The following is a 23,225-nucleotide window of genomic DNA, read 5'->3' on the forward strand; positions in this document are numbered from 1 at the left end:
GCTGCCGGGGAAGTTCCCGATCGGCATGCTCGCCCGGTAGATCTTGCCGTTGTCACCGGCGAAGAACAGGTACATGTTGCTGGAGTCACCGATGATCGCCTGGTCGATCGGGCCGGTGCCGGAACCGGAGATGCTCCCGGTGAACAGCGTCTGCGCCGCCGACCAGCCGTTCGGGTTGGCCGGGTCGCTGGAGGTGCGGTAGGAGAACGCCGGGCCGCCCCACTGGTAGGTGAGCACCCAGATGTTCTTCGGCGCGAAGTAGAACAGCGACGGCGCGACGGCGGCGAAGTTCATCCCGTTCTGACTGGCCGAACCCATGTCCGACCAGTTGGTGAACAGCCCGAAGTTCATCGAGCCCCATGACGTGCCGGTGTCGTGCGTCGTCGCATAGACGAGCTGCCGCCCGTTGTACGGGGCGTGCGTGAAGTCCTTGAGCGACACCCACCCCGACCTCGGCGTGGCCAGCGAACCGGTCGACGACCAGCGGTAGGCCGACGGCAGCGTGCAGCCACCGGAACCGCTGCCCAGCTTGACGAGCTGCCACTGCTGGTTGGCGCCGTTCCAGTCGCTGTACTGCACCACGTTCGCCCCGTCCGCGGTCGACGCGCCCTGGACCTCGACGGCCTTTCCGCTGTTGCGATTGATCAGCTGAACGTATCCGTCGATGTCCTGAATCGTGAACTGCTGACTGGTGGCATTGTTATCGCTCCACTGCACGATCGCCCCGCCGTCGGCGGTCGACCGGTTCTGCACATCGAGGACCTTCCCCGAGTGCCGCGATTTCAGGCGGTACCAGCCGCCGCCCGAGTCGACGAACTGCCATTGCTGCTGTGCCTGGTCGTTGCGCGCCCACTGGGCGATCCGGGCGCCGTCGCCGGTGGCCAGGTTGTAGACGTCGAGAGCCTTGCCGCTGTTGCGGTTGACCAGCACATACGACGCGGTGGTGTCGATCGTCGCGGCAGACGCGGCGGTCGCGGTCACCGCGACGAATCCGGCGCCGGCGAGAAGCAGAGCCAGCGCTATTCGTACGGATGTGAGGGCGCTCTTGGACATGAGGTTCCTCCGGGGATGACTGGGAACGGGAACGAATGCGAAATGAGAGCGTTCACATTCGCCGTTGTGATGTTGCCAGGAGGTAACCGGCCGCTTCAAGCTGACTATCTCGGCCGGGCGCGCGTAACGCTTTTCACGCAGCCGCGCGGCCGGCGCCTTTCCGGCCCGGTGGTCGGTCAGTGAGCGCGCCGACGAGCGGGACAACGCCGACGGCCTCGGTGGCTACGCCGCATACCTGGCCGGCGACCTCGTCTCCGGCCTGCGCGTCTACGGTTTCTGGCTGGACCACCGCCGCCCGCCAGGGCCCGGCGACCGCCTGCCGGACCTGAGCTGAACGACACCGGGTACGACCAGAGGCATAGGCGATATCGGTCTGCAGGCCGACGCGGACTATGGCGGTCGATTTCTAGTCTCTGGTCATGACTGACAAGGTTTCCGCGGTGATGACCGTCGCGAAGGCGCTCGGCGGAGAGCGGATAGGCACCGGACACCTGCTGGCCGGCGCGCTGAGAGCCGGGGCCGGGGTCCGGCGGGTGCTCGACGCCTACGACATCACACCGACCGTCCTGCACGCGGTCCTCCGGGCACAGGCCGGGCGGTGGCCGGCGCCCGACGACGGACCGGCCGCCGTCGACCGGGCCCGGCTCGTCCACGGCGAGCCCAGCGCCGAGCAGCTGCTCGCGGTGCTGCTGGAGGACCCACAGTCGCAGGCGGGGGAGCTGCTGCGGGAGTGCGGGGCCGATGTGGAGACCGTGCGGGAGGCGCTGCTCTCCGGCCGGGCGCCGGCCAGGGCCGAGCGGGTGCCGGCCGACCTCGTGGCCGTCCGGGACCGGCTGATCGGCCGGTCCCGGTTCCGCGGCCGGGGCGTGCGGGACTACCTGCTCACCGCGATCGTGCGGGTCCGCATCAACTACGCGGAGGCGCCGGTGCTGTGGGCGTCGCTCGAAGCCGACCTGATCGCCAAGGCCCGCGGTGGTCCGAAACGGACCGACGACGTGCTCCGGGCGATGCTGATGACATACGAGGTGGTCTGCGCGTACCCCCACCTGCTCGGCCCGGCGCACGAACGATACGAGGGCGTTCGTGCGCTGGTCGAGGTCGGGGTGGACTGGCGGCACGTCGCCCGGTGGCGCGACCGCGAGGAGGACGAGGTCCCGGTGAAGGAACTCCTCAAACCCGGAGCCGACTGGCCGGAGGACACCAGCGCCCTGCTCGGCGTGCTGGTCAGCCATCCGGGAAACCGGGCCGGCCGGCTCCTGGCGGAGAACCTGGTGTGACCCCTCGATGTGACGGCCCGCCGCGGTGGGCCGCGATCCACGCCTCGACCTGGTCGCCGAGCCACACCTGCCCCTGGGCCAGTTCGGCGACCGGCTCGGGGAAACTCGCCCGACGGGTGATCTGGTAGGTCCGCTGCCGGCTGAGATTACCGAGCAGAATGCCGATCTCGTAGCTGCCCACGAGGTACAAAGGTGGCCGCGCCATGCAAGGGACTATAGGCCGAGGACTAGATGGCCCATGCAAGGGGGTCCACGCCGGCCGGACCGGCGATAGGGTCCCCTGACATGAGCGACGTCCTGATCGTCACGTGGGACGGCGGCGGCGCCGTCGCGCCCGCCCTCGGCATCGCGGCCGAGCTGCGCGATCGCGGCCACCGGGTCCGGGTGCTCGGCCATCCGTCGATGCGCGCCCGGATCGAGGCCCACGGGCTGCTCTTCCACGCCTACCGGCGGGCCCGTGCCTGGCAGCCGGACGCGCGCCTCAGCACCCGGCGGGCCGAGCTCGCCTACCTGGCCACCTGCGTCGACCGCGGAGCCGGCCGGGACGTCACCGACCTGCTCCGCGAGTTCCGCTGCGACGTCGCCGTCGTCGACTGCATGCTGCTCGGGGCGTTCGCCGCGGTCCGGCGGGCCCGGGTGCGGCACGTGTCACTCGTGCACACCTTCTACGGGTACATCCGGGAGGAGTTCGGCGCGGGAACGCTCAACGCGGTCGCCACGCTCAAGGGCCTGCCGCCCCGGCGCTTCTGGGACGGGGCCGACCGGGTGCTGGTCACCACCCTGCCGTCGCTGGAGCCGCTGTCGCCGCTGCCGCCCAACACCCGGGTCGTCGGGCCGGTGGTGCCGCCGGCCGTTCCGGCCCGCTCGTCCGGGCGGGTGCTGGTCAGTCTCAGCTCGCTGCACTACCCGGGGCAGGTCGGGACGCTCCAGACGGTGGTGGACGCGGTGGCCGACCTGCCGCTGCCGGTCGTCGTCACCACCGGGCACTCGGTGCGGCCCTCGGAGATCCGGGCGCCGGCCAACGTGGAGGTCCGTGGCTTCGTGCCGCACGCCGAGGTGATGCCGGAGGTCTCCCTCGTGGTCGGTCACGGCGGCCACGGCACGACGATGCAGGCGCTCGCCCACGACCTGCCGCTGGTGATCCTGCCGGCGTTCGACCGGAGCGACCAGCCGCTGGTCGGGTCGGTTCTCCGGCGTGCCGGGGTGGCCTCGGTGGTGTCCCGGCAGGCAGGGGCGGCTGCCATCCGTACCGCCGTCGATCGCATGCTCGCCCCGGGCCCGCACCTCGCCGCGGCGGCCCGGCTGGGCGCCGGAATCCGCTCCGCGCCGGGCGCGGCCGCCGCTGCCGGCGAGGTCGAATCCCTACTGTGACGCGGCGCGCCGCCGCCTGCTCGAAACGTCTCCCCGCGACACTCTCCGGCCGTGCCGCACCGGCACACCCAGGCTACGGGTGATCTTCGGTCAGGGAGCCATCCGGGACCTTTCGGGTAACGGGGCGCCCGGCGAACCGCAAGCCATGGCCCCGGGCAGTTCGTCCCCGCGGAGGAGCATCCTTTTCCGAGATCCGCACCACGCCGGCGGTCGCTCAGGCATCGGATGGGGTCCGGTCGGTCGAGGTTGAGCACGGCCCCGCGGTGACGGGAGCACACGTTGACGTTGTGCGTGCTCCGGTCCTCGCCAGGGCGCGGACGAACGCACGCGATCGATCGAACGTGTGCGCTCGCATCCGCTCCAACAACGACAGAAGCCCACGATCAGCGATTGTGTGCGCTGGTCGACGTTGCCGACGCCCGAAGCCCGGCAAGATCGGGGACGGACCTCGACCCGGAACGCTCGCCGTTGTCCGGCCGCCTGCCGCCGCCCAGCCTGCCCACCTGATCCGGCTAATCCGCTGTGGCCGGCCGGTGGCGCCGGTCGACGGCGAAGCCGGCCGCCGCGAGGGCCAACCCGGCCACGCCGAGACCGACCCCCACCCAGGCCGGGGCACGATAGCCGAGCCCCGCCGCGATCACCGCGCCGCCGAGGGCCGCGCCCAGGCTGTTCGCGATGTTCATGGCCGACTGGTTGACGGCCGCGCCCATCAACTGTGCGCCCGGCGCGACCGCGATCAGCCGCGACTGTAGCGCCGGCCCGAGGAACAGGCTGGTCCCGCCGATCAGGAACGCGCCGGCGAACAGCCCGGCCGTGGTGTCGGCGGTCAGCCCGAACAGCGCCGCCGTCGCGATCATGGCGCCGAACCCGAGGAGGGTCGCGCGCGGCAGGTCCCGGTCGGCGTACCACCCGCCGGCCGCGTTGCCGACGGTCATGCCGAGGCCCATCGCGACGAGCACCCAGGGGACGGCGCCGGTGGACAGCCCGGTGACCTCGGTGGTGACCGGCGCGATGTAGCTATTGATGGCGAAGAATCCGGCGAACCCGACCGCCGCGGTCACCGCGGTCAGCCAGACCAGCGGGCGGCGCAGGGATCGCAGTTCGGCGGCGGGGGAGCCGCCGGTCGCCGGGGCGTCGGGCACGGTCGCCGCCACGGCCAGCAGAGCAAGGGCGAAGACCAAGGCGATGAGCAGGTACGCCGTACGCCATCCGGCTGTCTGCCCGAGCCGGGTGATGGCCGGCACGCCGACGACGTTGGCCACCGTGAGTCCGCTCAGGACTGCGGCGAAGCCGCGGGCCTCGCTTCCGGGGCCCATGAGTGAGGCGGCGAGCAGCCCGGCCGCGCCGAAGTAGGCCCCGTGTGGCAGCCCGGCCACGAACCGGGCGGCGATGACCAGCTCGAAGCTGGGCGCGACGGCGGACGCGACGGTGCCCGCGACGAACATCACCAGCAGCGCGAGGACCAGGCGGCGGCGGGGAACGCGGGCGGTGAGCGCGGCGATCGTCGGCGCGCCGACCACGACCCCGAGGGCGTACGCGGTGACCATCCACCCGGCGTGCGCGACGGCGTCGGGTGGTGACGTCGTGTATTCGGCGCCGAGCACGTCCTGGGCGATCTGCGGCAGGAGGCCGGCCGGCACGAACTCGGTGAGGCCGATCGCGACGGCGCCGAAGGCCAGGGCGAGCAGGGCCGGCCAGCGGCGCCGGGCACCGACTTCCGCAACGCTGTTGCTTATGTGGGGCATGCCGCGGACTTTAGCAACGCTGTTGCGTTAGTTGTAGTGTGAGCCGGTGCACCTCGCCTTCCTCCGCGACTACCACGAGGCCCAGGTCCTCGCCCTGGCCCGGACCCGGCCGGTCATCGAGCGCGGCACCGTCGCCGAGTTCACCGGCCTCACCCCGCAGGCCGCCTCCAAGGTGCTGGCCCGCCTCCTGGAGGAGGGGGTCATCGAGCCCGCCGGGGTACGCCGTCCGGCTCTCGGCAAACCCGCCGCCGTCTACCGCCTCGTGCCGGAGAGCCGCTGGGCGATCGGCGCCCACGTCACCCGCCGTAACCTGCGGCTGGCCCTGACCGACCTGGCCGGCGACATCCACGATCGTGCGACCACCCCGCTCCCGGCCGACTTCACCCCCGCGCAGTTGCTGTCCCGCCTCGCGGCCGGCGTCACCACGATGATCACCAGGAACGACCTGTCCGTGCCGGATCCCGCCGACCGCGCCCGCCGCGCACCTCAGGTCCACCCCGCTGACGCCGGTCGCCGCGCGCCCGGTTCCCTCCCTGGCGATGGCGATGGCGATGGCGATGGCGAGCGGAATGACGGCGCCGTCGGCGGCGACGGCGGAAGTAGGGGCAGCATCGGGCGGAATGGCGGCGGCGGCGAGCGGAATGGCGGCGCCGGGCGGGCGGCGAGCCCACCCGCCGATGACGGCCAGGGGCCGGTGCGGCGGCTTGCGGGTGTGGGGATCGGCATGATCGGGCCGCTCGACCAGGCCACCGGCACGGTCCGGGACGCGCACCGGCTGCGGCACTGGCACGACATCCCGCTGGCCGACCTGGCCGCGACGGCGCTCGGCCTGCCGGTCGTCGTCGACAAGGACGTCACCGCCGCAGTGACCGCCGAGGCCTGGCGGCGTGGGCCGGCCTTCCGGGACGCGGCCCTGATCATGGTGGAGAGCGGGGTCGGGGCCGGCCTGTGGCTCGGTGGGGCGGCTCATCGGGGCGCGCACACCAATGCCGGCGAGTTCGGGCACGCGGTCGTCCAGCTCGACGGCCCACGATGCGCCTGCGGCCGGCGGGGCTGTCTCGAAGCGGTTCACGATCAGGCCACCGACCCGGCGGTGGCTGCCGCGGTGCTCGGGGTGGGCGTGGTCAACCTGTTGCAGACCCTCGACCTGGGGCAGATCGTGCTGGCCGGCGCCGACCTGCTGGCCCACGGCGAGCTCTATCGTGACGTGGTCGAGCAGGCCGTGCGTACCCAGGTCCCCCGCGCCGACTGGCTGACCGTCGAGGTGAGCCTGACCAGCCTCGGAACCGACGTGATCGCGGCCGGCGCAGCGATGCAGGTGCTCAACTCCCGGTACGGCCTGCCCGCTCCCACCGGCCTCCGCTGAAGTGCTCTAGAAATCGAGATGCGAACCTTCCGCTGATCTTGTGGAGTTCCGCAGACAGGCGTGCCCAAAATCAACAGGATCGCAGATAATTGGGGTTGACCGCGACACCGAAAGCCCTCTGGTGATGTATTCCACCGTTTCGCTCGCTTCCGATTTCCTCTGCCGGTTCACTCGCCGCTTTTCGCTTACTGTCGTTCTGCCTACACCCGTTTTATTATTGTTTTCTGCCAGTACTCGTTTCGCTTTTGGGCATCACGGCCGCAAGCATTCCGCGCCCTCCGTAGATCTTGCACGAATATTCACTCTCGGGCCGATCTTGCAGGCAATTCCGTGCCCCGCCCGGGAAATGGCTGCAAGATCTGCGCAGCATAGTGGTTCTTGCACGGTAATGCATTCCAGGGCAGGGAGAATCGTGCAAGATCGCCAGCAGCGAGGAGAATCCTGCAAGATCGCCGGGGGCGAGGAGGATCGTGCAAGATCTGTACAGGTAGCAAGAGACTTCAGAGCCGTGGCCCCACCCCGCCCGCGATCTTGTTGACTTCGGTCACGCCTGTCTCGCGGAACTCCACAAGATCGGCAGGAGATTCGGGCGCCGCGAAGGCCGTCTGCCGGGAAAGCGTTCGGGCGCCGAATGACGGCCGCGGGCGTGGTGTGGCGCGGGGGAGGTGCAGGGGAGAAGTGCAGTGGAGAGCTGCGCGGGAGGGGTGCCGGGGGCGGTGGGCTCAGGGGGTGGCCTCCAGATCGAGGATGAAACGGGAACCGCCGGCCGGGTTGGGCTCGTGGTGGACGTCGCCGTGGTTGGCTCGGGCCAGGCCCCGCACGATGTAAAGGCCCAGGCCGGTGCCCTTGACGGTGGTGGCGTCGCGTTCGGCGCGGGTCAGGCGGTCGAACAGGCGGTCGCGGAACTGTTCCGGGACGCCCGGGCCGCTGTCCTCGACGGTGACGTGCACCCAGCCGTCGCTTCGGGCGATCCGCACGGCCGTGGCGCCCCCGCCGTACTTGGCCGCGTTCGAGAGAAGGTTCACCAGGATCTGCTGGAGATGGCCGGGGGCGAACAGCACCTGGGCGTCGTCCCCGTGCACGGGCAGCGGTTCCGGAGTGAGGAAGGACGCCAGGGCGCTGTCGATCTGGGCCCGGACGGACAGCTCCCGCCGGTCGGCGCGGATGCTGCCGGCGTCGATCGTGACCATCGCCAGCACCTCACGCACGATGTCGTCGAGCCGGGCCGCCTGCCGTCCGATCGCGTCGATGGCCCGGCCGCGCCGGCTGTCGTCGAGGCGTGCCCAGTCGTCGGCGAGGATCTCGGCCTGGCCCTGGATCGTGGTGAGCGGATTGCCGATCTCGTGCCCCAGCATGCCGATGATGTCGAGTTTCAGCTGGTTGGCCGCTTCCAGTTCGGTGTTGCGCTCGGCGAGTGAGGCGGCCGCGTTGTCCCGGGCGCGTTCGGCGGCACGCCGGCCACTGATGTCGGTGACCACGCCGATCAGGTGTTTCGGACGGCCGGTGTCGTCGCGGACCAGGGAGACGGTGGCCTCGACGTCGACCCGGTGGCCGTCGGCGTGCCGCAGCCGGCCCTCCCGGGTGTACGAGTCGGCGTCCCCGGCGAACAGCCCGGCCAGCAGGTGCCGGTTCTCCTCGACCTCGGCCGGGTCGAGCAGTTCGGCCTCGGGGCGGCCGGTGAGTTCGTCGGCGGTGTGCCCGAGCATCCCGGCGTACGCCCGGTTGACCGCGGTCAGCGTGCCGTCGAGGGCGCGGATGACCTGCCCGGCGGCCGAGTTGTCGAACTGGGCGCGGAGCCGCTGTTCACTGTCGGCGAGGGCGATCTCGGCGGCCCGGGCCGCGGTCACATCACTGTTGATCTCCAGGACCTGTACCGGTTCGAGGTGGCCGTCGGGGCCGGGTTCGGGCTGGTGCAGGACCTGCCGGCTCATCACGGTGAGCAGCCGGCCGTCGGCGGTGACGTGCTGGAGCCGGCCCTCCCAGCGGCCGTCGTGCTCGAGACGGTCACGCTGTTCGGCGGCCGTGCTGTGGGCGGCATACCCGGTGGCCAGGAGACGGTCGGCGGTCTTGCCGGTGGCGGCGGTCAGCGGCCACCCGTACAACTCGGTCGCTCTTGCGTTCCACCACCGGATCGTGCCGTCGAGGTCGCGGACGATGACCGCGGCCGGGATGAGCTCCAGCAGGCGGGCCTGGCGGCGCAGTTCGGCGTCGGCGGCGCGGCGGGCGGTGATGTCCTCGACCTGGTTGACCACGTACCGGGCGTTCCCGTCGTCGTCGCGGACCACCGCGACCCGCAGCGCCACCCAGATGGTGTGGCCCTGCCGGTGCCGGTAACGGCGTTCCAGGATGACCGTGTCGATCTCTCCGGAGCGGAGCCGGCGCGCGTACTCGTCGGTGCTGGCCACGTCGTCAGGGTGCTGGAGGTCGGCGTACGTCATCCGGCTCAGCTCCTCGGAGGAGTAGCCGGTGATCGCCGACATGGCCGCGTTGGCGTGCAGGTACCGGCCGAGTTCGCCCGGTTGCAGGCTGGACAGGGTGAGCCCGACCGGGCTGTTGTCGAAGGTGAGCCGGAACCGGTTCTCGCTGACCGCCAGCTCGGCCAGCGCGCGGGCGGTGTGCGCGGCGTCGTCGGCGTGCCGCAGCGCCGAGCTGAGACTGTCCGCGAGCAGCGACAGTTGCTGTTCGTCGCTGTCGTCGAACGCGTCCGGTCGTTCGGCGGAGATCTTCAGGAACCCGATGGGGGTGCCGCCGGCGTGCAGCGGAACTTCGAGGACGGAGCCCGGCCCGGCGTTCTCGGCTGGGCTGTCGGCGGAGTCGGGGAACCGGGCCAGGGTGCCGGCGGCTGCCACGTACGACAGATGATCGTCTTCGAGAAGTTCGACGGCGGAGCCGTCGGCGGCCGGGAACAGGTCGACCGCGCGCCGGGCGACGGTGTGCATGGCCGCCTGCCGGTCGGCGGCCGCCGCCGTGACCTCCCGCTGCACCTGGAGGGTGTCCTTGAGCCGGCGGACCTGCGCGTCGGTCATCGCGGCGCGGGCCGCGGTCTCCTCGGCGTGCCGCAGCGCGCCGGTGACGGCGTCGGCCAGCAGGGTGAGCAGCTGCTCGTCACCGTCGTCGAACGCGCCGGGCCGGGCGCTGGCGACCAGCAGCGCCCCGAACACGGCCCCGCCGGCCGTCCGGAGCGGCGCCACCACCAGCGAGCGCATGCCGATCGTTCGTGACAGGCTGTGGCTGGCCCGCGGGTCGACGGCGGTGTCGTCGCAGCGCACGGTGACGCCGCTGGCCGCGGCGGTGCCGATGATGGATCCGGAGAGGGCGACGGCCGGCACGTCACGGCCGGCGAGGTCGCCGGTGCCGGCGACCATCCGCATGGTGCGGCCGCCAGGGTCGGTCAGATGGACCGCCGCGGCTTCGCCGGTCGAGATCACTTCGAGGGTACGGTCGGAGATGAGCCGTAGTACCGCGTCCCGGTCGGCGGCGACCGCGGTGATCTCCCGCTGCACCCGGATCGTGGTGCGCAGCCGGTCGGTCTCGCGGGCGGCCGACTGCTCGGCGACGATCGCGTCGGTGACGTCCCGCCCGGTCCCCATGATCACCTGCTGGTCCGGGACCACCCGGCCGGACCACTGCACCCACCGGTATCGGCCGTCCTTGGCCCGGTAGCGGTAGGTGCCCTCGCCGGAGGTGGCGCCGGCGCCGGTGTCCTCGGGGTGGCGCAGGTCGGCGAGCCGGGTTCCGGTCAGCTCGTCCTCGCTCCAGCCGAGGAGCTGCTGCCAGGCCGCGTTGACCCGCAGCACCGTCCCGTCGAGGGTGGTGAGCGCCAGCAGGTCCGGGCTCGCGGTGATCATCACGTCGAGCAGTTCCTGGCTGCGCCGGCCCGCGGTGACGTCGACGATCTGGGCCAGGAACCGGACCGGCACCCCTGACTCGGCGGTCAGCACGGTGACCGTGACCAGGCAGTACAGCACCTGCCCGTCCTTGCGCAGCAGCCGCCGGGTGACCTGCCGGCCGGCTCCGGAGGCCAGGTCGTCGGGCACCGGGCCGTCGGCGTCCCGGTCGCCGGGGTGGGTGACGCCGGACAGGGTGAGCCCGGCCAGCTCGTCGCCGGTGTAGCCGAGCAGCGCCGACACGGCCGGGTTGACCCTGGTCCAGCGGCCGTCCCCGTCGAGCACGGCCATCCCGATCGGGGACGCGTCGACCAGCGACCGGAACCACGCCTCACTGTCGGCGAGCGCCTGCCGGCTGCTGCTGTCGACGATCTCGGCGATCAGGAAGGACGCCCCGGACCGGTCGTGGGCCAGGAAGTTGCGGCTGGAGATCCACACCCGGGAGCCGTCCCGGCGGACCAGCACCCGCTCGACCACGGCCTCCCGGATCCGGCCGGCGATCATGCCCTCGAACACGTCACTGACCGCGTCCCGGTCCTCGGGGGCGACCACGATCTGCGACGACTGCCCGATCAGCTCGTGCCTGTCGTAGCCGAGCAGGTCACCGAACGCCTGGTTGGCCGCGACGAACCGGCCGACCTCGCCCTCGGCGAGCGTGAGGATCACCTTCGGCACGGGGCTGGCGGTGAATGCTCCCACCAGCAGCTCCAACGGCTGACCGTCGACGCGTTCGAGGATCCCGACATGCACATGTACACGATCGGCCGGTTCGCCCGGATCGTGAGGGGGCCGTTCACCAGCGCACCGGCACCTCCTCCAGCCCGCCGACCAGCAGGCCCTGACGACGCCGCAGCTCCTCGACGGCGACGGCCAGCTCCAGCGTGGGCAGCCGCTCCAGCAGCACGCTCAGCACGGTCCGCAGCTCGACCCGGGCCAGCGACTGGCCGAGGCAGGAGTGCGGGCCGGCGCCGAAGGTCAGGTGCGGGTTGGGGGAGCGGGCCAGGTCCATCTCACCGGGGTCGGTGAAGACCCGCTCGTCACGGTTGGCCGACGGCATCGCCGACAGCACGGTGGTGCCCGCCTCGACGACCGTGCCGGCGATCTCGACGCGTTCGGTGACCAGGCGGTGCGTACCGAATCCGAGATTGGCGTCGAACCGGAGGACCTCCTCGACGGCGGTCGGCACCAGGCCGGGGTCGGCGAGCAGCCGCTCCCAGCGCTCCCGCCGGGCCAGCAGCATGGCCACCATCTTGCCGATCATGTTGGCGGTGGTCTCGTGCCCGGCGACCAGCAGCGCCTGCCCGGTGAAGACCAGCTCCGGCTCGGAGAGCCGGCCGTCCTCGCTGTCGACCACGGTGACCAGCTCGGACAGCAGGTCATCGCCCGGGTCCCGGCGCTTGGCCTCGACATGGGCCTGCATGTACGCCCACAGCTCCCGCCCGGACGCCTGCGTCTCCTCGGCGGTGAACCGGGTGATGTTGAGGAACCGGTCCGACCAGTGGGCGAACCGGTCCCGGTCGGACGCCGGCACCCCGAGCAGGTCGCAGATCACGTAGACCGGCAGCGGGAAACCGAGCGCGGTCCGCAGGTCGGCCGGCGCCCCGCCGGCGACCATGTCGTCGACCAGCTGGTGCGCGATGCCGGTGATGCCCGGCTGGAGGGCGGTCATCCGCCGGGCGGTGAACGAGCGGGTCAGCAGCCGCCGCCAGCGCTGGTGCCCGTCCTCGTCGTTGAGGAATCCCGGCCCGGCGCCCATGGCGTTGGCCATGGCCGGGGTGTTGCGGACGAACCGGCGGTCGGTGATCGTCGTGCGGACGTCGTCGTAGCGGGTGAGCAGCAGCGCGTCGGTGCCGGCGGCGGTGCGCACATGGGCCACCGGGCAGCTCGCGCGCAGCTCCTGCCACTCCGCGGGCGGGTCCACCGCCGTCGGGGGTGTGAACGGGTAATCGAGCACGTTCTCCTGATCCGGCATGGCCGCCTCCTAGAGTAAACGTCTGATTACTTGGTAGCGTACGGCTAGGACGACGAGGTAGCAAACGGTCAAAACAGTCACCGGGAGGTCAGGTGCAGATCGCCGTCGACGAAGACAAGTGCATCGGTTCTGGTCAATGCGTCCTGACCGCGCCACACGTGTTCGACCAGCGTGACGACGACGCCATCGCGGTCGTGCTCGATGAGTTCCCGGCCGAACCGGACCAGCCGGCGGCCCGTGCGGCGGCGGCCGGTTGCCCGGTCGCGGCCATCGCCCTCTCCGGTGACTGAACCGGGCGCATCTCACATGTGGTGATCCACACGCGTTCCGGGACGGCGCTGCCGATTCCCGATCTCTACCATTCCGGCGGTGAACATAGCCGTACGGCCACTGATCCTGCTCGGGACCGCTCTTCTGGCCGTCTCCGCCTGCGACAACGGCGGAACGCCCGAGTCCGCGAACACCCCGGACGCCGCCGCCAAATGGTCCGGATTCGCCAAGGAGTGCCCGGCCCTCCCCGGCCAGGAACCGGGGAAGCGGAGCGCCGCCGCCTACCGGAGCCCGACCCTGTTCAGCGTCCGCTGCCAGTACCGGACCGCCGACAACAAGAAGGAGAAGGTCGCCCTCAGCGTGACCGTCTACCGTGCCGCCAGCGGGGGCAGCACGGCAGAGCAGCTCGCCATCGGCGTCATGGAGAAGGACCGCGCCACCGCCACCGCGACCGCCCAGCCCGCGGTCACCGGATCCACCGCGCCGGCCGCTTCGACCGAGCCGCTCGACGGCCTCGGCGACAACGCGTTCGCCCGGCTGGTCCCGAAACGTGGCGTGCGTGTGTACGCCCGCAGCGCCAACGCGCTGGTCCAGGTCGACTACACCGATCCGGAGGGCGGCGGTGAAGCGCTCGCCGAGGCCACCGAAATCACCCGGCAGGCGCTCACCGGACTGCTCTGACGGCCATTCATCAGATCCCGCGATCGGTCTCGCCGGAAACACCCGCGAGCCGGAACCTGTCTGAGCTACGGCACCGGCCCGGGGCGGAATGGCGTACTCGCAGTGGATTCGGCCCCGGTCGGCCTCGTGGATCTTGCACGGTTCTCCACCCTGGCGGCGATCTTGCACGGCTTTTCATGTCCGGGCATGGTTTGTCGTGCAAGGTCTACTGCGCCGGGGAGACCTTGCAGCCCTCTTCCTGCTGGGATGCGGAAAGGGCTGCAAGATCGGCGCGAGGGTGAAAAGTCGTGCAAGATCCACGACCTGGCGACCGGCGACCGGCGACCGGCGACCGGCGACCGGCGAACGACGGGCCTTGGCCGACGAGCCGTGGAGAGATGTTGCTGGCGGCGGCGTCGCGGCCGAGGAGATGTCATCCGCCTGAGGTCTGCCCTTCTCAAGCGGAGGTGGCGCAGCAGAAGGCCTCTAAACGGTGGCGAACCGGCCAAGGTCGGGGGCCCGGAACCCGGTGAGGTTGGTGGACACCGCACGAGCCGTAGCTCAGACAGGTTCCGGCCCACGGGCATAAGTTCGAACCCGGGACGAACCGGCGAATCGCACCCAGTACGGTCGACGGGTGACGAACGCCGCCGAGTCCCGCAAACGTGGCCCGCGTGGCCCGTACGTCTCCGGTCGTGAAGCCCAACGGGCCATCCTGGACGCCGCCCGCGACGTCTTCGCCGAGCATGGTTTCCGCGGCGGCGTCCTGCGGGACGTCGCCGAGCGGGCCGGCGTCAGCGCGGCCAACATCATCCACCACTTCGGCTCCAAGGAAGGCCTGCTGGTGGCCCTGCTGGAGGAGCGCGACCTGGGCAACAGCCTGGAGCTCGCGGCGACCTCCGGCGGCTTTGTCGCCGGTCTGCGAGACCTGGTCCGCCGCAACGCGGCGGACCGAGGCATGGTCCATCTCTTCACCACCCTCGCCGCTGAGGCGACCGCTTCCGATCATCCGGCCCACAGGTTCTTCCGGCAGCGGTACGACGACGTGCGCCGAACCGCGACAGAAGGCATCGAGACTGCGCGTGAGCAGGGAAGTCTGCCGCTCGGGCCGCCGGCCGCCGATCTCGCCGCCGGATTGCTCGCGGTGATGGACGGCCTCCAGACCCAGTGGCTGCTGGAGCCCGATTTCGACATGGTCGCCGCGTTCGAGGCCCACCTGACCAGCATCGGCGCCGCCTGACTCAGCCCACCTGGGCGCGGAGCCCGGTCACCGACCGATCCACTTTGAAGATGACCAGCCTGGTCAGGGTTGCGCCCGGGTCGAGCAGGCCGGGCTGGCCAGCCGCCGCGGATGCGGTCCGGTCGCGGTCGTACTCGTACTCGTTGTACTGGTCGTCGAGGAGCCAGACGTTCTCCTCGACGTCGGTGCGCAGCCTGATCAGGCCGATGTTCTCGACCTTCACCTCCACCGTGATCATCCGGTCACGGGACGCAGGGTCGATCCCGGAGACGCCCGGGGCGGCGGGATCGCGGCCGGGTTTCGGATCACCGACCCGGACCAGCGTGATCCGCGCGCGTTCGCCGTGGTCACCCTCGAAGATCATGCGTTTGTCGTCGCTCCAGATGAGTTCGCCGCCGACCGGGATGGGCGCCTCGGTGGGCGGCCTCGGTGGCTCCGGCATTCTGGTCGGGAGCGCCCAGTGCGACATGTCCTCGGCCGAGGACATGTCTTTGAGCGGGTCGGCCGGGGTCCCCCGCCAGAGGGCGACGTCGGTCGTGTCGGTTCGGTACACCCGCTCGGCGGGGCGCGGTTCGTCGAGCGCGCCCAGCGCAGCGACGGCGGCGAGCGTGATGCCACCGGTCCAGGCGGCCCAGACCGCGGGGCGCGGCAACCGTCGCGAACGACCGGCCGCGGCGAGACCCGGCGTTGGAAAGTCCGCGGCTGTGCCTGATGGAGGGAGACCCGCAGCGCTACCCGGTGGGGCGAAGGCCGTGCTGGTAGTCGGCGGTGGATGGGGCGCGGTGGTGCCACGCTGGCCGGTCGGGGGAGCGGCGCCGACGGGGCGAGTGGCCTCGGCGCTTCGTGCGGCCCAGGCATCGGCCAAGGCGTCGACGAATGGCGGGCGGCGGTTCGGTTCCGGTGGGCGGGGCTGCGACACGGGCCCGAGGATCGGCTGCCCGGTGAACGATCTGAGGGAAATCGCTACCGGTCGGCAACCCCGAGCAACGGGCGCAGGACGTCGTCGACGACGTGGAGCACCCAGGGGTGGTCGAGGGGCTCACCGGACAGCAGCAGGCGGTGCCAGAGCAGCGCCTTGCCGACCTCGACGAGGGTGGTCACGTCGGGGGTGCCGGTGAGCTCGCCCCGGGCCACGGCGCGGTCGAGGACCTCGGCGGACTCCGCGACGCCCGTCGACAGGACGTGCTCGTGCAGCAGGCGGCCCAGCGACGGGTCGGCGCGGATGGCCGCCAGCAGGCTCAGGACGATCGGCTGTTTGCGCTCGTAGACGCGGCAGAAACCGGTCATCGCGGCGATCAGGTCGCCACGCAGCGAGCCCGTGTCCGGCAGCGGCGGATGGTCGATCATCAGACCGTGCAGGGCGGCGGCGACCATGTCGGGTTTGCCGGACCAGCGCCGGTAGATGGTGGCCTTGCTGGCCCGGGCCCGGCGGGCCACCTCGTCGATCGACATCCGGTCGTAGCCGACCTCGGCCAGCAGCTCCCGGATGGCGTCGAGGATGGCCGCCTCCCGATCCGGCGCCAGCCGATGCTGGGTGGCCGGTGATGGTGGCATCCCCGGCCTCCCCAAGAACGGCAAAAGATCACTGAGCGGTGGTCAACGTACCGTATCGCACCCCGGTCAGCTCCTCGGAGATCGCCCACAGCCGCCGGGCCACCGTCTCGTCCCGGCCGGCCGGCGACACCTCGATACGGGTCGGTTTGCCTCGGCGTTCACCGGGGCCGTCCGGACCGTACGCCTCCCCGGTCTTGCCCTTGACGGCCCGCAGGATGGGCTGGGCGCCGGCGGCAGCGGACTGTGCCGACCGGCGCACCAGGGCGATGACCAGGTCACGCGCGCGGCTGCCGGTGCGGGCGAGATCGGTGTGCGCGACGCCGGGATGCGCGAGGACGCTGGTCAGTCCGGTCCGCCGGCCGAGTTCCAGCCCGAACAGCACGTTCGCGAGTTTCGACTGGCAGTACGCGCCGAACTGCCGGTACCGCCGCTCGCCCATCAGGTCGTCGAAGTCGATCCGGCCGCGCCGGTGCAGGCCGCTGGTGACGGTGACGACCCGGCCGTCGTCGCTCGCTTCGAGGGCGGGCAGGAGCAGGCCGGTGAGCGCGAAGTGGCCGAGATGGTTGACGCCGAACTGACGCTCGAACCCGTCGGTGGTCAGCTCCCGCCGCGGGACGGCCATCACCCCGGCGTTGTTGATCAGGACGTCGAGTCGCCCGTACCGCTGACGGAAATCCTGCGCGAAGCGCCGCACCGACGTGAGATCGCCGAGATCGAGGTGCCGCCATTCGGCGCCGATCCGGGCCGCCGCGGCTTCGCCGCGCTCCCGCCCACGGGCCGCGATGACCACCTGATGACCCTGTTGCGCCAGCTCGAGCGCGGTGTGAAAGCCGATGCCACCGGATGCGCCGGTCACGATGATGACTGTCATGTACGGTACGGTATCGTACACCTGCAAGGCATCGACAGGGCCTGTTTGATTTGCTGCTTTGCGACCTCGCGCGCTCGCGCTCGGAGTCGAGGTCCGGATCTCCTGCCGATCCTGTGGAGTTCGGCGAGACAGGTTTGCCTTTCGAGTTTCGCCATATGGGCAGCGACATTGCGTGTCAGGGCCACAGCCGAAGCGAGTCTTGCGTTCGTCCTGGTCAGTGTCATCCCCAACCAGCTCCGCAAGATCACCGTGAGGTCTCATGGCCTTGGACGGCCGTCCAGAGGCGATGCCGAGAGCGGGTCCGTCTTCGTCCTGACCGTTGACACCGTCGGCCGCAGCGATGGCCGGCGCACACGTTCGCCGGGCCGCAGCGATGGTCAGCGCACACGTTCGCCGACCGTGTGCGCCTGCTTCGCTCTGACGGGGACGGGCGCACACGTTGTGCCGTCCGTGTGCGCCTGCTTCGCTCTGACGGGGACGGGCGCACACGTTGTGCCGACCGTGTGCGCCTGCTTCGCTCTGACGGGGACGGGCGCACACGTTGTGCCGTCCGCGTGCGCCTATCGTCGTCCCGGCGAGGGTGAAATCGCACGTTGCCGCATTGTGTGCGCTGGTCGTCGGCCGCCGGAGACCACGCCGAGCCGAGCGCCGGCGACCGCGTCTGGCCGCGCGCTGGCGACCGGGCCGGGCCGAGCGCCGCCGACCGCATCCAGCGGAAGGCCGGCGACCAAGGTCTGCGACCGACACCCGGTGCGCCGTCACCCAAGCGATCCCCAAATGGCGGAACTCGAGTGCGACCGAAGTCAACAAGATCTGTGCGGGTGGGTGCGCGCCGGAGTGGGCCATGCTGTCCCGAAGCGGCCACCTCGTACGGCCGGCGGGGGATCCGGCCGGCCGTGCGAGGGTGCGCCTGCCACCGAGTCAGGCGGCGGAGGCCGCGGTGGTCTTGGTCTTGGCCAGGGCGTTCGTTTTCAGCTGCTCGTATTCGGCTGCGCTGATCGCGCCGGAGTCGAGGAGCTGCTTGGCGGACGCGATCTCGTCGGTGGGGCTGCCGGCGGAGGGCCCGGCCACCTGCCTGATGTACGCGTCCTGCCGGCGGACCGCCTCGGCCTGGGCGGCCAGGGCGCGCTCGGTCATGCCGCTGCCCCGGGCGATGAGGTAGATCAGCATGCCCACGATCGGCAGGAAGATCAGGAACAGGCACCAGAACGTCTTGGCCACCCCGCCGAGGTCCTTGCTCCGGAACAGGTCGCCGAAGACCCAGAACAAGCACATGAACCAGGCGACGAAGATGAAGAACTCGAGCAGCGCCAGCAGGAACGAACCGTTGTCGTCGAACACGCCATTTCCTTTCCGGAAGGAGCGCCGACCCGGATCGGCGTCTCGTCCGTCAAGTGCAGCGTGTGCCGGCCCGGCGGCCCTCATCCCGAGCGGATTACTTTGCGCGCCCGCGCCGTCAGCCACCCCGCCTTTCAGGCGCCCGCGCCATCAGATCCGCGGGCTGTCAGAGCCGGGCCTGTCAGGTGCCCGGCCTGTCAGGTGCCGGGCTGTCAGGCGGCCGCGCCGGTCAGGACCCGGATGGCCCGGTCGGTGGCCCGCCGGACCCGCTCGACCGGGTCGCCGCGCATCTCGGCCAGGACCGGCAGGGCCTCGCCGACCAGGTGTTTCGCCGCCACCTTAGCGGCCATCTCGCGGACCCGCCAGGCGTCGGCGGCCAGTGCGGCGACGGTGGCGGGCGTCGCGCTGTCGTCCCACACCCAGAGCAGCCCGCGCATCCCCCAGACCCGTAGCCAGTAGCGGTCCGGACGGGGCGGCCCGGTCAGGAACCGCCCGGCGGCCGGGCCACCCAGCGCCAGGACCAGGTCCGGGTCGGCGTCGTCACCATCGGCGAGACGGATGCAGCCGGCGATCACGGCCGCGGTTCCCCGGCGGTCGCACTCGGCCTTGATGCTGTCGCGCGGACGCAGACCCCAGTGGGAGCCGGCGGTCACTCGGTCCGCTCGGCTGGCTCCGGACGGCGGGGCCGGAGACCGGGACCGGCGCCCGGCTGTGGGGCGCGGCCGGGGAACGGGATCACGACACCGCCCGCCTCGGCCTTTCCGGATGGTGGCGGGCCGACGAGTTCGACGGGCTCGGTGATGGGAACCATGGCAGGCCTTTCCGGGTCGGGCCGTCAGGCGCGGACGGCGATCAGGATGGCTGCCATCATGCCCCGCCCGTATGACAAGTTTCGCCCCGCCCACCGCCACAGCCCATGTGGCCACCCGCGGTCCGATCCGTGCCGTGCCGGGCCACGCGGGTGTGGGTCGCGGTTAGTGTGGCGACCTGCGGTCCGATTCGCGCCGTGCCGGGCCACGCGGGTGTGGGCCGCGGCTCGTGTGGCGACCAGCGGTCCGATTCGCGCCGTGCCGGGCCACGGGGTGTGGGTCGCGGTTCGTGTGGCGACCTACGGGGGTCTGGGTCGCGGTTCGTGTGGCGACCTGCGGTCCGATCCGCACCGCGTTTCGGCACGCGCTTCGGGGCTCGCCGCACCTCACCGCGCGGGTGCGGCAGAACCCTGCTGTGGTGCCCTGCGGTCCGATTCGGACCGCGGGTCGGCACGCGGAGTCTGGACGGCGCCGGCGCTGGCCACGATCACCAGGGCGACGGCCAGGAGTTCCAGTGGGGACAGGCGCTGGTTCAGGACCACGAAACCGGCCAGCACCGCCACCGCCGGGCCCAGGCTCATCAGCACCGCGAACGTGGACGTGGGGATCCGGCGCAGGGCCAGCAGCTCCATCGTGTACGGCAGCATCGACGACATCAGCGCCACCACCGCCCCGAGCCCGATCGTGACCGGGTCGAGCAGCGCGACCCCGGCGTCGGCGATCCCGAACGGCAGGGTGATCAGCGCCGCCACCGCGAGGGCCAGCGCCAGCCCGTCGGCCCGGGGGAGCCGCTGCCCGGTGCGGGCGCTGAACACGATGTAACCCGCCCACATCGCGCCCGCCCCGAACGCGAACGCCGCCCCGGCCGGGGTGAGCAGGTCGAACCCCCGGTAGCCGAGCAGGACGACCCCAATGAGGGCGAGCCCGGCCCACAGCCAGCCGGACCGGCGGCGGGCGGTGACGACGGCGAGGGTCAGCGGGCCGAGCACCTCGAGGGTGACCGCCGGCCCGAGCGGGATCCGGTCGATGGCCTGGTAGAACAGCCCGTTCATGCCGGCCATGGCGACACCGAACCCGAGCACCGAGAGCCAGTCGGCACGCCGGTGCCCGCGCAGCCGGGGCCGGCACACGGCGAGCAGCACGATGGCCGCGATGACCAGCCGGAGCGCGACCACTCCGGCGGCGCCGGCCCGTGGGAACAGCAGCGCCGCCACCGCCGAGCCGAACTGCACGGACAGGGCCGCGCCGAGGACGAGTCCCGTACCCACCGAAGTCACACGCCGAACGCTAATCGGGCCCTGCGCCGTACCGGAAATGCCGTTTCAAGCTCTGGTTATGCTCTCCGGTTATGACCGTGGACCTGCGCCACCTGCGGGCCTTCCTGGCCATCGCCGCCGAGGGCAGCGTGACCCGGGCGGCGGCCCGGCTGCACGTGACCCAGCCGGCGCTGTCGCGCACCCTGCGCCAGCTGGAGACCCATCTCGGGGTGACGCTCGCCGACCGGTCCACCCACCATCTGGAGCTGACCCCGGCCGGTGCCGCGTTCCGGGACCGCGCGGCCGCCGCGGTCGCGGCGGTCGACGAGGTTCTTGATCCGGTACGGGCGGGCACGTGGCCGCTTCGGCTCGGGCATGCCTGGTCGGCGCTGGGCGAGCACACCGGGCCACTGCTGCGGGCGTGGGACGAGGCGTACCCGGACGTGCCGTTGCGGCTGCTGCGGATCGACGACCGCACGGCCGGGCTGTCCGGCGGCCGGACCGACGCGGCGGTGCTGCGTGACCCGGGGGAGATCCCGGGAGTGCACACCGAGTGCATGGTGACCGAGGCCCGGCTGGCCGCGGTCCCGGCCGACGGCGACCTGGCCCGCCGGTCTGCCCTGACGCTGGCCGACCTGGCCGGTCAGCCGATCGCGATCAACACGGTGACCGGCACGACCAGCCTGGACCTGTGGCCGCCCGGCGCCGGCCCGGCCCGCACCGTGGAGGTGGCCAACACCGACGACTGGCTGGCCGCGATCACCGCCGGGCGGGCGGCCGGGGTAACCAGCGTCGCGACCGCGGCGATGTACCCGCATCCGGCCGTCGCCTACGTCCCGCTGACCGATGCCCCGCCGCTGCACCTGCACGTCGCCTGGCGGCAGCCGCCCACCCATCCGGCGGTGCCGGCCCTGATCAGGCTCCTGCGGGAGCTGTTCGCCAGGTGACCCGCTCAGGAGATCGCGACGTCGTCGAACCAGACCGTGCCGGTGTTGTCACCCGACTTCAGGTGCAGCTGGACGCCCGCGGCGCCGGGCGGGGCCACCGTCTCGACGAACAGTTTCGTCCAGGTCGTGGTGCCGGTCGGCAGACGGTTCGAGTTGTGCTGGCTGATCCAGCGGCCCTCGGCGTCGAACCAGCTCAGCGTGATCTCGGTGATGCCGGTCGCGGCGGCGCCCCGGGCGTACGCCTCGGCCCGCCACCGGTGACCGGCCTGCACCGGCGTGATCGGTGACGTGACCAGCGACGGCAGGCCGGCCGCGGTGCGGGTGGTGGCGGTGAACCGGGCCGCCGCCTGCCCGGTCCGGGCGACGCCCGTGGTGATCCGCGCGCCACCGGCTTTCGGCAGGTTCTGCCGCCACGGCGAGTCGCGTTCGGACGACTCGAAACTCAGGTTGAGCACCGTGTTCGGGGTGGCGCCGGTGGTCCACGCCGCCTTCACCACGGCCGCCGCCACCTTCGGGGCGCCGTCGGTGCGGTGCAGGCCGAACTTGTACTGGGCCGGCTTCTCGGACACCGCCGAATGGTCCGGGATCGCGCCGGGCAGGAAGTCGGTGAACGTCCACGGCGACACCGAGCCCACCCCGGCCTCGCGGGCCGCGCGGAACACCCGGGCCAGGAACGCCGCCTGCTCGCCCTCACTGTCCACGGCGCTGCTCAGCCCGGTCTCCCCGATCACGATCGGGGACGGCGACACCGCGGCCTGCGCCTTGCGGATCTCCGCGAGCGACCGTTCCGAGCTGCCGTAGAAGTGGAAGTCGTAGTAGTCCAGCGGGGTGCCGGTCAGCGCCTTCTTGATCTTGGCCATGCCGGGGGCGCCGGTCGCGCCGTCCACCGACAGGGTCAGCGGCATCGCCGGGGCGGCCGCCCGGACCGCCGGGATCAGCTTGCGCACCCACGCCACAGCCGCGGCGTCGTCCGGCTGGAACTCGTTCTTCAGCTCGACCGCGATCACCCGGGGATCGTTGGCGTACGGCGCGAGCACCGTCTTGGCCCAGGTGATGCTGCGCGAGACCTCGGTGTAGCCGTCCCACCAGTCGAACAGGGTCAGCTTCACGGTCATCCGGTTCTTCGCGGCGATGCCGATGAAGGTGCTCAGGCGTTCGGCGTACCCGCTGAGGGGTTTGGGGTAACCGAAAGCCTGCGGGAAGACGATGACCCGCACGTTGTTCGCGCCCAGCGCGGCCGCCTTGGCCAGGTCCGTCTCGATCCGCTGCGCGTCGAACTCGGTCCACATCGACGACCAGGCGGCGTTCGTCGGGTAGTAGTTGAGACTCTTCGCCACGCGCACCGACGCCAGCCGCCCGGCCAGCGTCGGCAGGGCAGCCGACGACAGACCGGCCACCGGGTCGGCCGAAGCCGGAACCGGTGGGACGACCACGCTTACGGTGAGCGCGGACGCCAGGACGGCCGCGCGGAATCGAGCGCTGCGCATGGAGGAATAGGCCCCTTCTCGCGGATGCGGAATGGCCTACTGATCGGCGTGATTCCACGCCGGTGGCAGAGCTTGGAGAGGGCAGAGGCGTTGCGGTTCGGTCGCCGGTTGCGATCCGGATC

At 71.6% G+C, this 23,225-nt stretch carries 19 protein-coding genes; 7 read left to right on the forward strand and 12 right to left on the reverse strand.

What is annotated here, in order from left to right; translation table 11 throughout:
• A partial coding sequence (locus tag AB0E94_RS33815; RefSeq protein ID WP_360334923.1) for a non-reducing end alpha-L-arabinofuranosidase family hydrolase occupies positions 1-1,053 on the reverse strand: 1,053 nt, incomplete at its 3' end.
• A 419-nt stretch (positions 1,054-1,472) separates the two neighbouring features.
• Between AB0E94_RS33815 and AB0E94_RS33820 the strand changes: the two genes are divergently transcribed.
• Positions 1,473-2,330, forward strand: a complete 858-nt coding sequence (locus tag AB0E94_RS33820; protein WP_360334925.1) for a Clp protease N-terminal domain-containing protein — start codon at positions 1,473-1,475, stop codon at positions 2,328-2,330.
• On the opposite strand, the gene AB0E94_RS33825 is transcribed toward AB0E94_RS33820, so the two are convergent.
• Positions 2,278-2,535: a DNA-binding protein gene (locus AB0E94_RS33825; RefSeq protein ID WP_360334927.1), complete on the reverse strand. Its 258-nt coding sequence runs from the start codon at positions 2,533-2,535 to the stop codon at positions 2,278-2,280. The genes AB0E94_RS33820 and AB0E94_RS33825 overlap by 53 nt on opposite strands.
• Before the next feature lie 80 nt (positions 2,536-2,615).
• Here AB0E94_RS33825 and AB0E94_RS33830 point away from each other — a divergent pair, with 80 nt between their 5' ends.
• Positions 2,616-3,701, forward strand: a complete 1,086-nt coding sequence (locus AB0E94_RS33830; protein ID WP_360334929.1) for a nucleotide disphospho-sugar-binding domain-containing protein — start codon at positions 2,616-2,618, stop codon at positions 3,699-3,701.
• A 512-nt stretch (positions 3,702-4,213) separates the two neighbouring features.
• Here the strand turns inward: AB0E94_RS33830 and AB0E94_RS33835 are convergent.
• On the reverse strand, positions 4,214-5,446 hold the full coding sequence (locus AB0E94_RS33835; RefSeq protein WP_360334931.1) for an MFS transporter: 1,233 nt from the start codon (positions 5,444-5,446) through the stop codon (positions 4,214-4,216).
• A 46-nt stretch (positions 5,447-5,492) separates the two neighbouring features.
• Here AB0E94_RS33835 and AB0E94_RS33840 point away from each other — a divergent pair, with 46 nt between their 5' ends.
• The gene (locus AB0E94_RS33840) at positions 5,493-6,812 is read left to right on the forward strand and encodes an ROK family transcriptional regulator (RefSeq protein ID WP_360334933.1); all 1,320 of its coding nucleotides are present in this window, start codon (positions 5,493-5,495) and stop codon (positions 6,810-6,812) included.
• Positions 6,813-7,534: 722 nt separating this feature from the next.
• Here the strand turns inward: AB0E94_RS33840 and AB0E94_RS33845 are convergent.
• Complete coding sequence (locus AB0E94_RS33845; protein ID WP_360334935.1) at positions 7,535-11,449, reverse strand: PAS domain S-box protein; 3,915 nt, start codon at positions 11,447-11,449, stop codon at positions 7,535-7,537.
• A gap of 43 nt (positions 11,450-11,492) precedes the next feature.
• On the reverse strand, positions 11,493-12,671 hold the full coding sequence (locus AB0E94_RS33850; RefSeq protein ID WP_360334938.1) for a cytochrome P450: 1,179 nt from the start codon (positions 12,669-12,671) through the stop codon (positions 11,493-11,495).
• Between the two features lie 92 nt (positions 12,672-12,763).
• Here AB0E94_RS33850 and AB0E94_RS33855 point away from each other — a divergent pair, with 92 nt between their 5' ends.
• The 3 genes from AB0E94_RS33855 to AB0E94_RS33865 all read left to right on the forward strand — a co-directional run bounded on the left by AB0E94_RS33855 (position 12,764) and on the right by AB0E94_RS33865 (position 14,841).
• A complete protein-coding gene (locus tag AB0E94_RS33855; RefSeq protein WP_360334940.1) occupies positions 12,764-12,961 on the forward strand; it encodes a ferredoxin in 198 nt (65 codons plus the stop codon).
• A gap of 79 nt (positions 12,962-13,040) precedes the next feature.
• Complete coding sequence (locus AB0E94_RS33860) at positions 13,041-13,622, forward strand: hypothetical protein (RefSeq protein WP_360334942.1); 582 nt, start codon at positions 13,041-13,043, stop codon at positions 13,620-13,622.
• A 616-nt stretch (positions 13,623-14,238) separates the two neighbouring features.
• A complete protein-coding gene (locus AB0E94_RS33865) occupies positions 14,239-14,841 on the forward strand; it encodes a helix-turn-helix domain-containing protein (RefSeq protein WP_360334944.1) in 603 nt (200 codons plus the stop codon).
• A gap of 1 nt (position 14,842) precedes the next feature.
• Here the strand turns inward: AB0E94_RS33865 and AB0E94_RS33870 are convergent, their stop codons facing one another.
• The 6 genes from AB0E94_RS33870 to AB0E94_RS33895 all read right to left on the reverse strand — a co-directional run bounded on the left by AB0E94_RS33870 (position 14,843) and on the right by AB0E94_RS33895 (position 20,690).
• A complete protein-coding gene (locus AB0E94_RS33870; RefSeq protein ID WP_360334946.1) occupies positions 14,843-15,493 on the reverse strand; it encodes a hypothetical protein in 651 nt (216 codons plus the stop codon).
• 311 nt (positions 15,494-15,804) lie between these two features.
• Positions 15,805-16,395 (reverse strand): TetR/AcrR family transcriptional regulator, encoded by a 591-nt coding sequence (locus AB0E94_RS33875; protein WP_360334948.1) that lies wholly within the window; start codon positions 16,393-16,395, stop codon positions 15,805-15,807.
• A gap of 28 nt (positions 16,396-16,423) precedes the next feature.
• Positions 16,424-17,266, reverse strand: coding sequence for an oxidoreductase (locus AB0E94_RS33880; protein ID WP_360334950.1), 843 nt, complete (start codon positions 17,264-17,266; stop codon positions 16,424-16,426).
• A gap of 921 nt (positions 17,267-18,187) precedes the next feature.
• Positions 18,188-18,607 carry an SHOCT domain-containing protein gene (locus AB0E94_RS33885; RefSeq protein ID WP_360334952.1) on the reverse strand — a complete coding sequence of 140 codons (420 nt, stop codon included), beginning with the start codon at positions 18,605-18,607 and terminating at the stop codon, positions 18,188-18,190.
• Between the two features lie 209 nt (positions 18,608-18,816).
• Complete coding sequence (locus AB0E94_RS33890) at positions 18,817-19,257, reverse strand: hypothetical protein (protein ID WP_360334954.1); 441 nt, start codon at positions 19,255-19,257, stop codon at positions 18,817-18,819.
• Positions 19,258-19,799: 542 nt separating this feature from the next.
• Positions 19,800-20,690 carry an EamA family transporter gene (locus AB0E94_RS33895; RefSeq protein WP_360334956.1) on the reverse strand — a complete coding sequence of 297 codons (891 nt, stop codon included), beginning with the start codon at positions 20,688-20,690 and terminating at the stop codon, positions 19,800-19,802.
• Positions 20,691-20,761: 71 nt separating this feature from the next.
• Here AB0E94_RS33895 and AB0E94_RS33900 point away from each other — a divergent pair, with 71 nt between their 5' ends.
• Positions 20,762-21,616: a LysR family transcriptional regulator gene (locus AB0E94_RS33900; RefSeq protein WP_360334958.1), complete on the forward strand. Its 855-nt coding sequence runs from the start codon at positions 20,762-20,764 to the stop codon at positions 21,614-21,616.
• A 5-nt stretch (positions 21,617-21,621) separates the two neighbouring features.
• Here AB0E94_RS33900 and AB0E94_RS33905 read toward each other — a convergent pair whose 3' ends face one another.
• Positions 21,622-23,103, reverse strand: a complete 1,482-nt coding sequence (locus tag AB0E94_RS33905) for a glycosyl hydrolase (protein WP_360334960.1) — start codon at positions 23,101-23,103, stop codon at positions 21,622-21,624.
• Between the last annotated feature and the right edge of the window lie 122 nt (positions 23,104-23,225).

Origin of the sequence: Actinoplanes sp. NPDC026670 (genome assembly GCF_040638175.1) — a bacterium.
Lineage (GTDB): Bacteria > Actinomycetota > Actinomycetes > Mycobacteriales > Micromonosporaceae > Actinoplanes.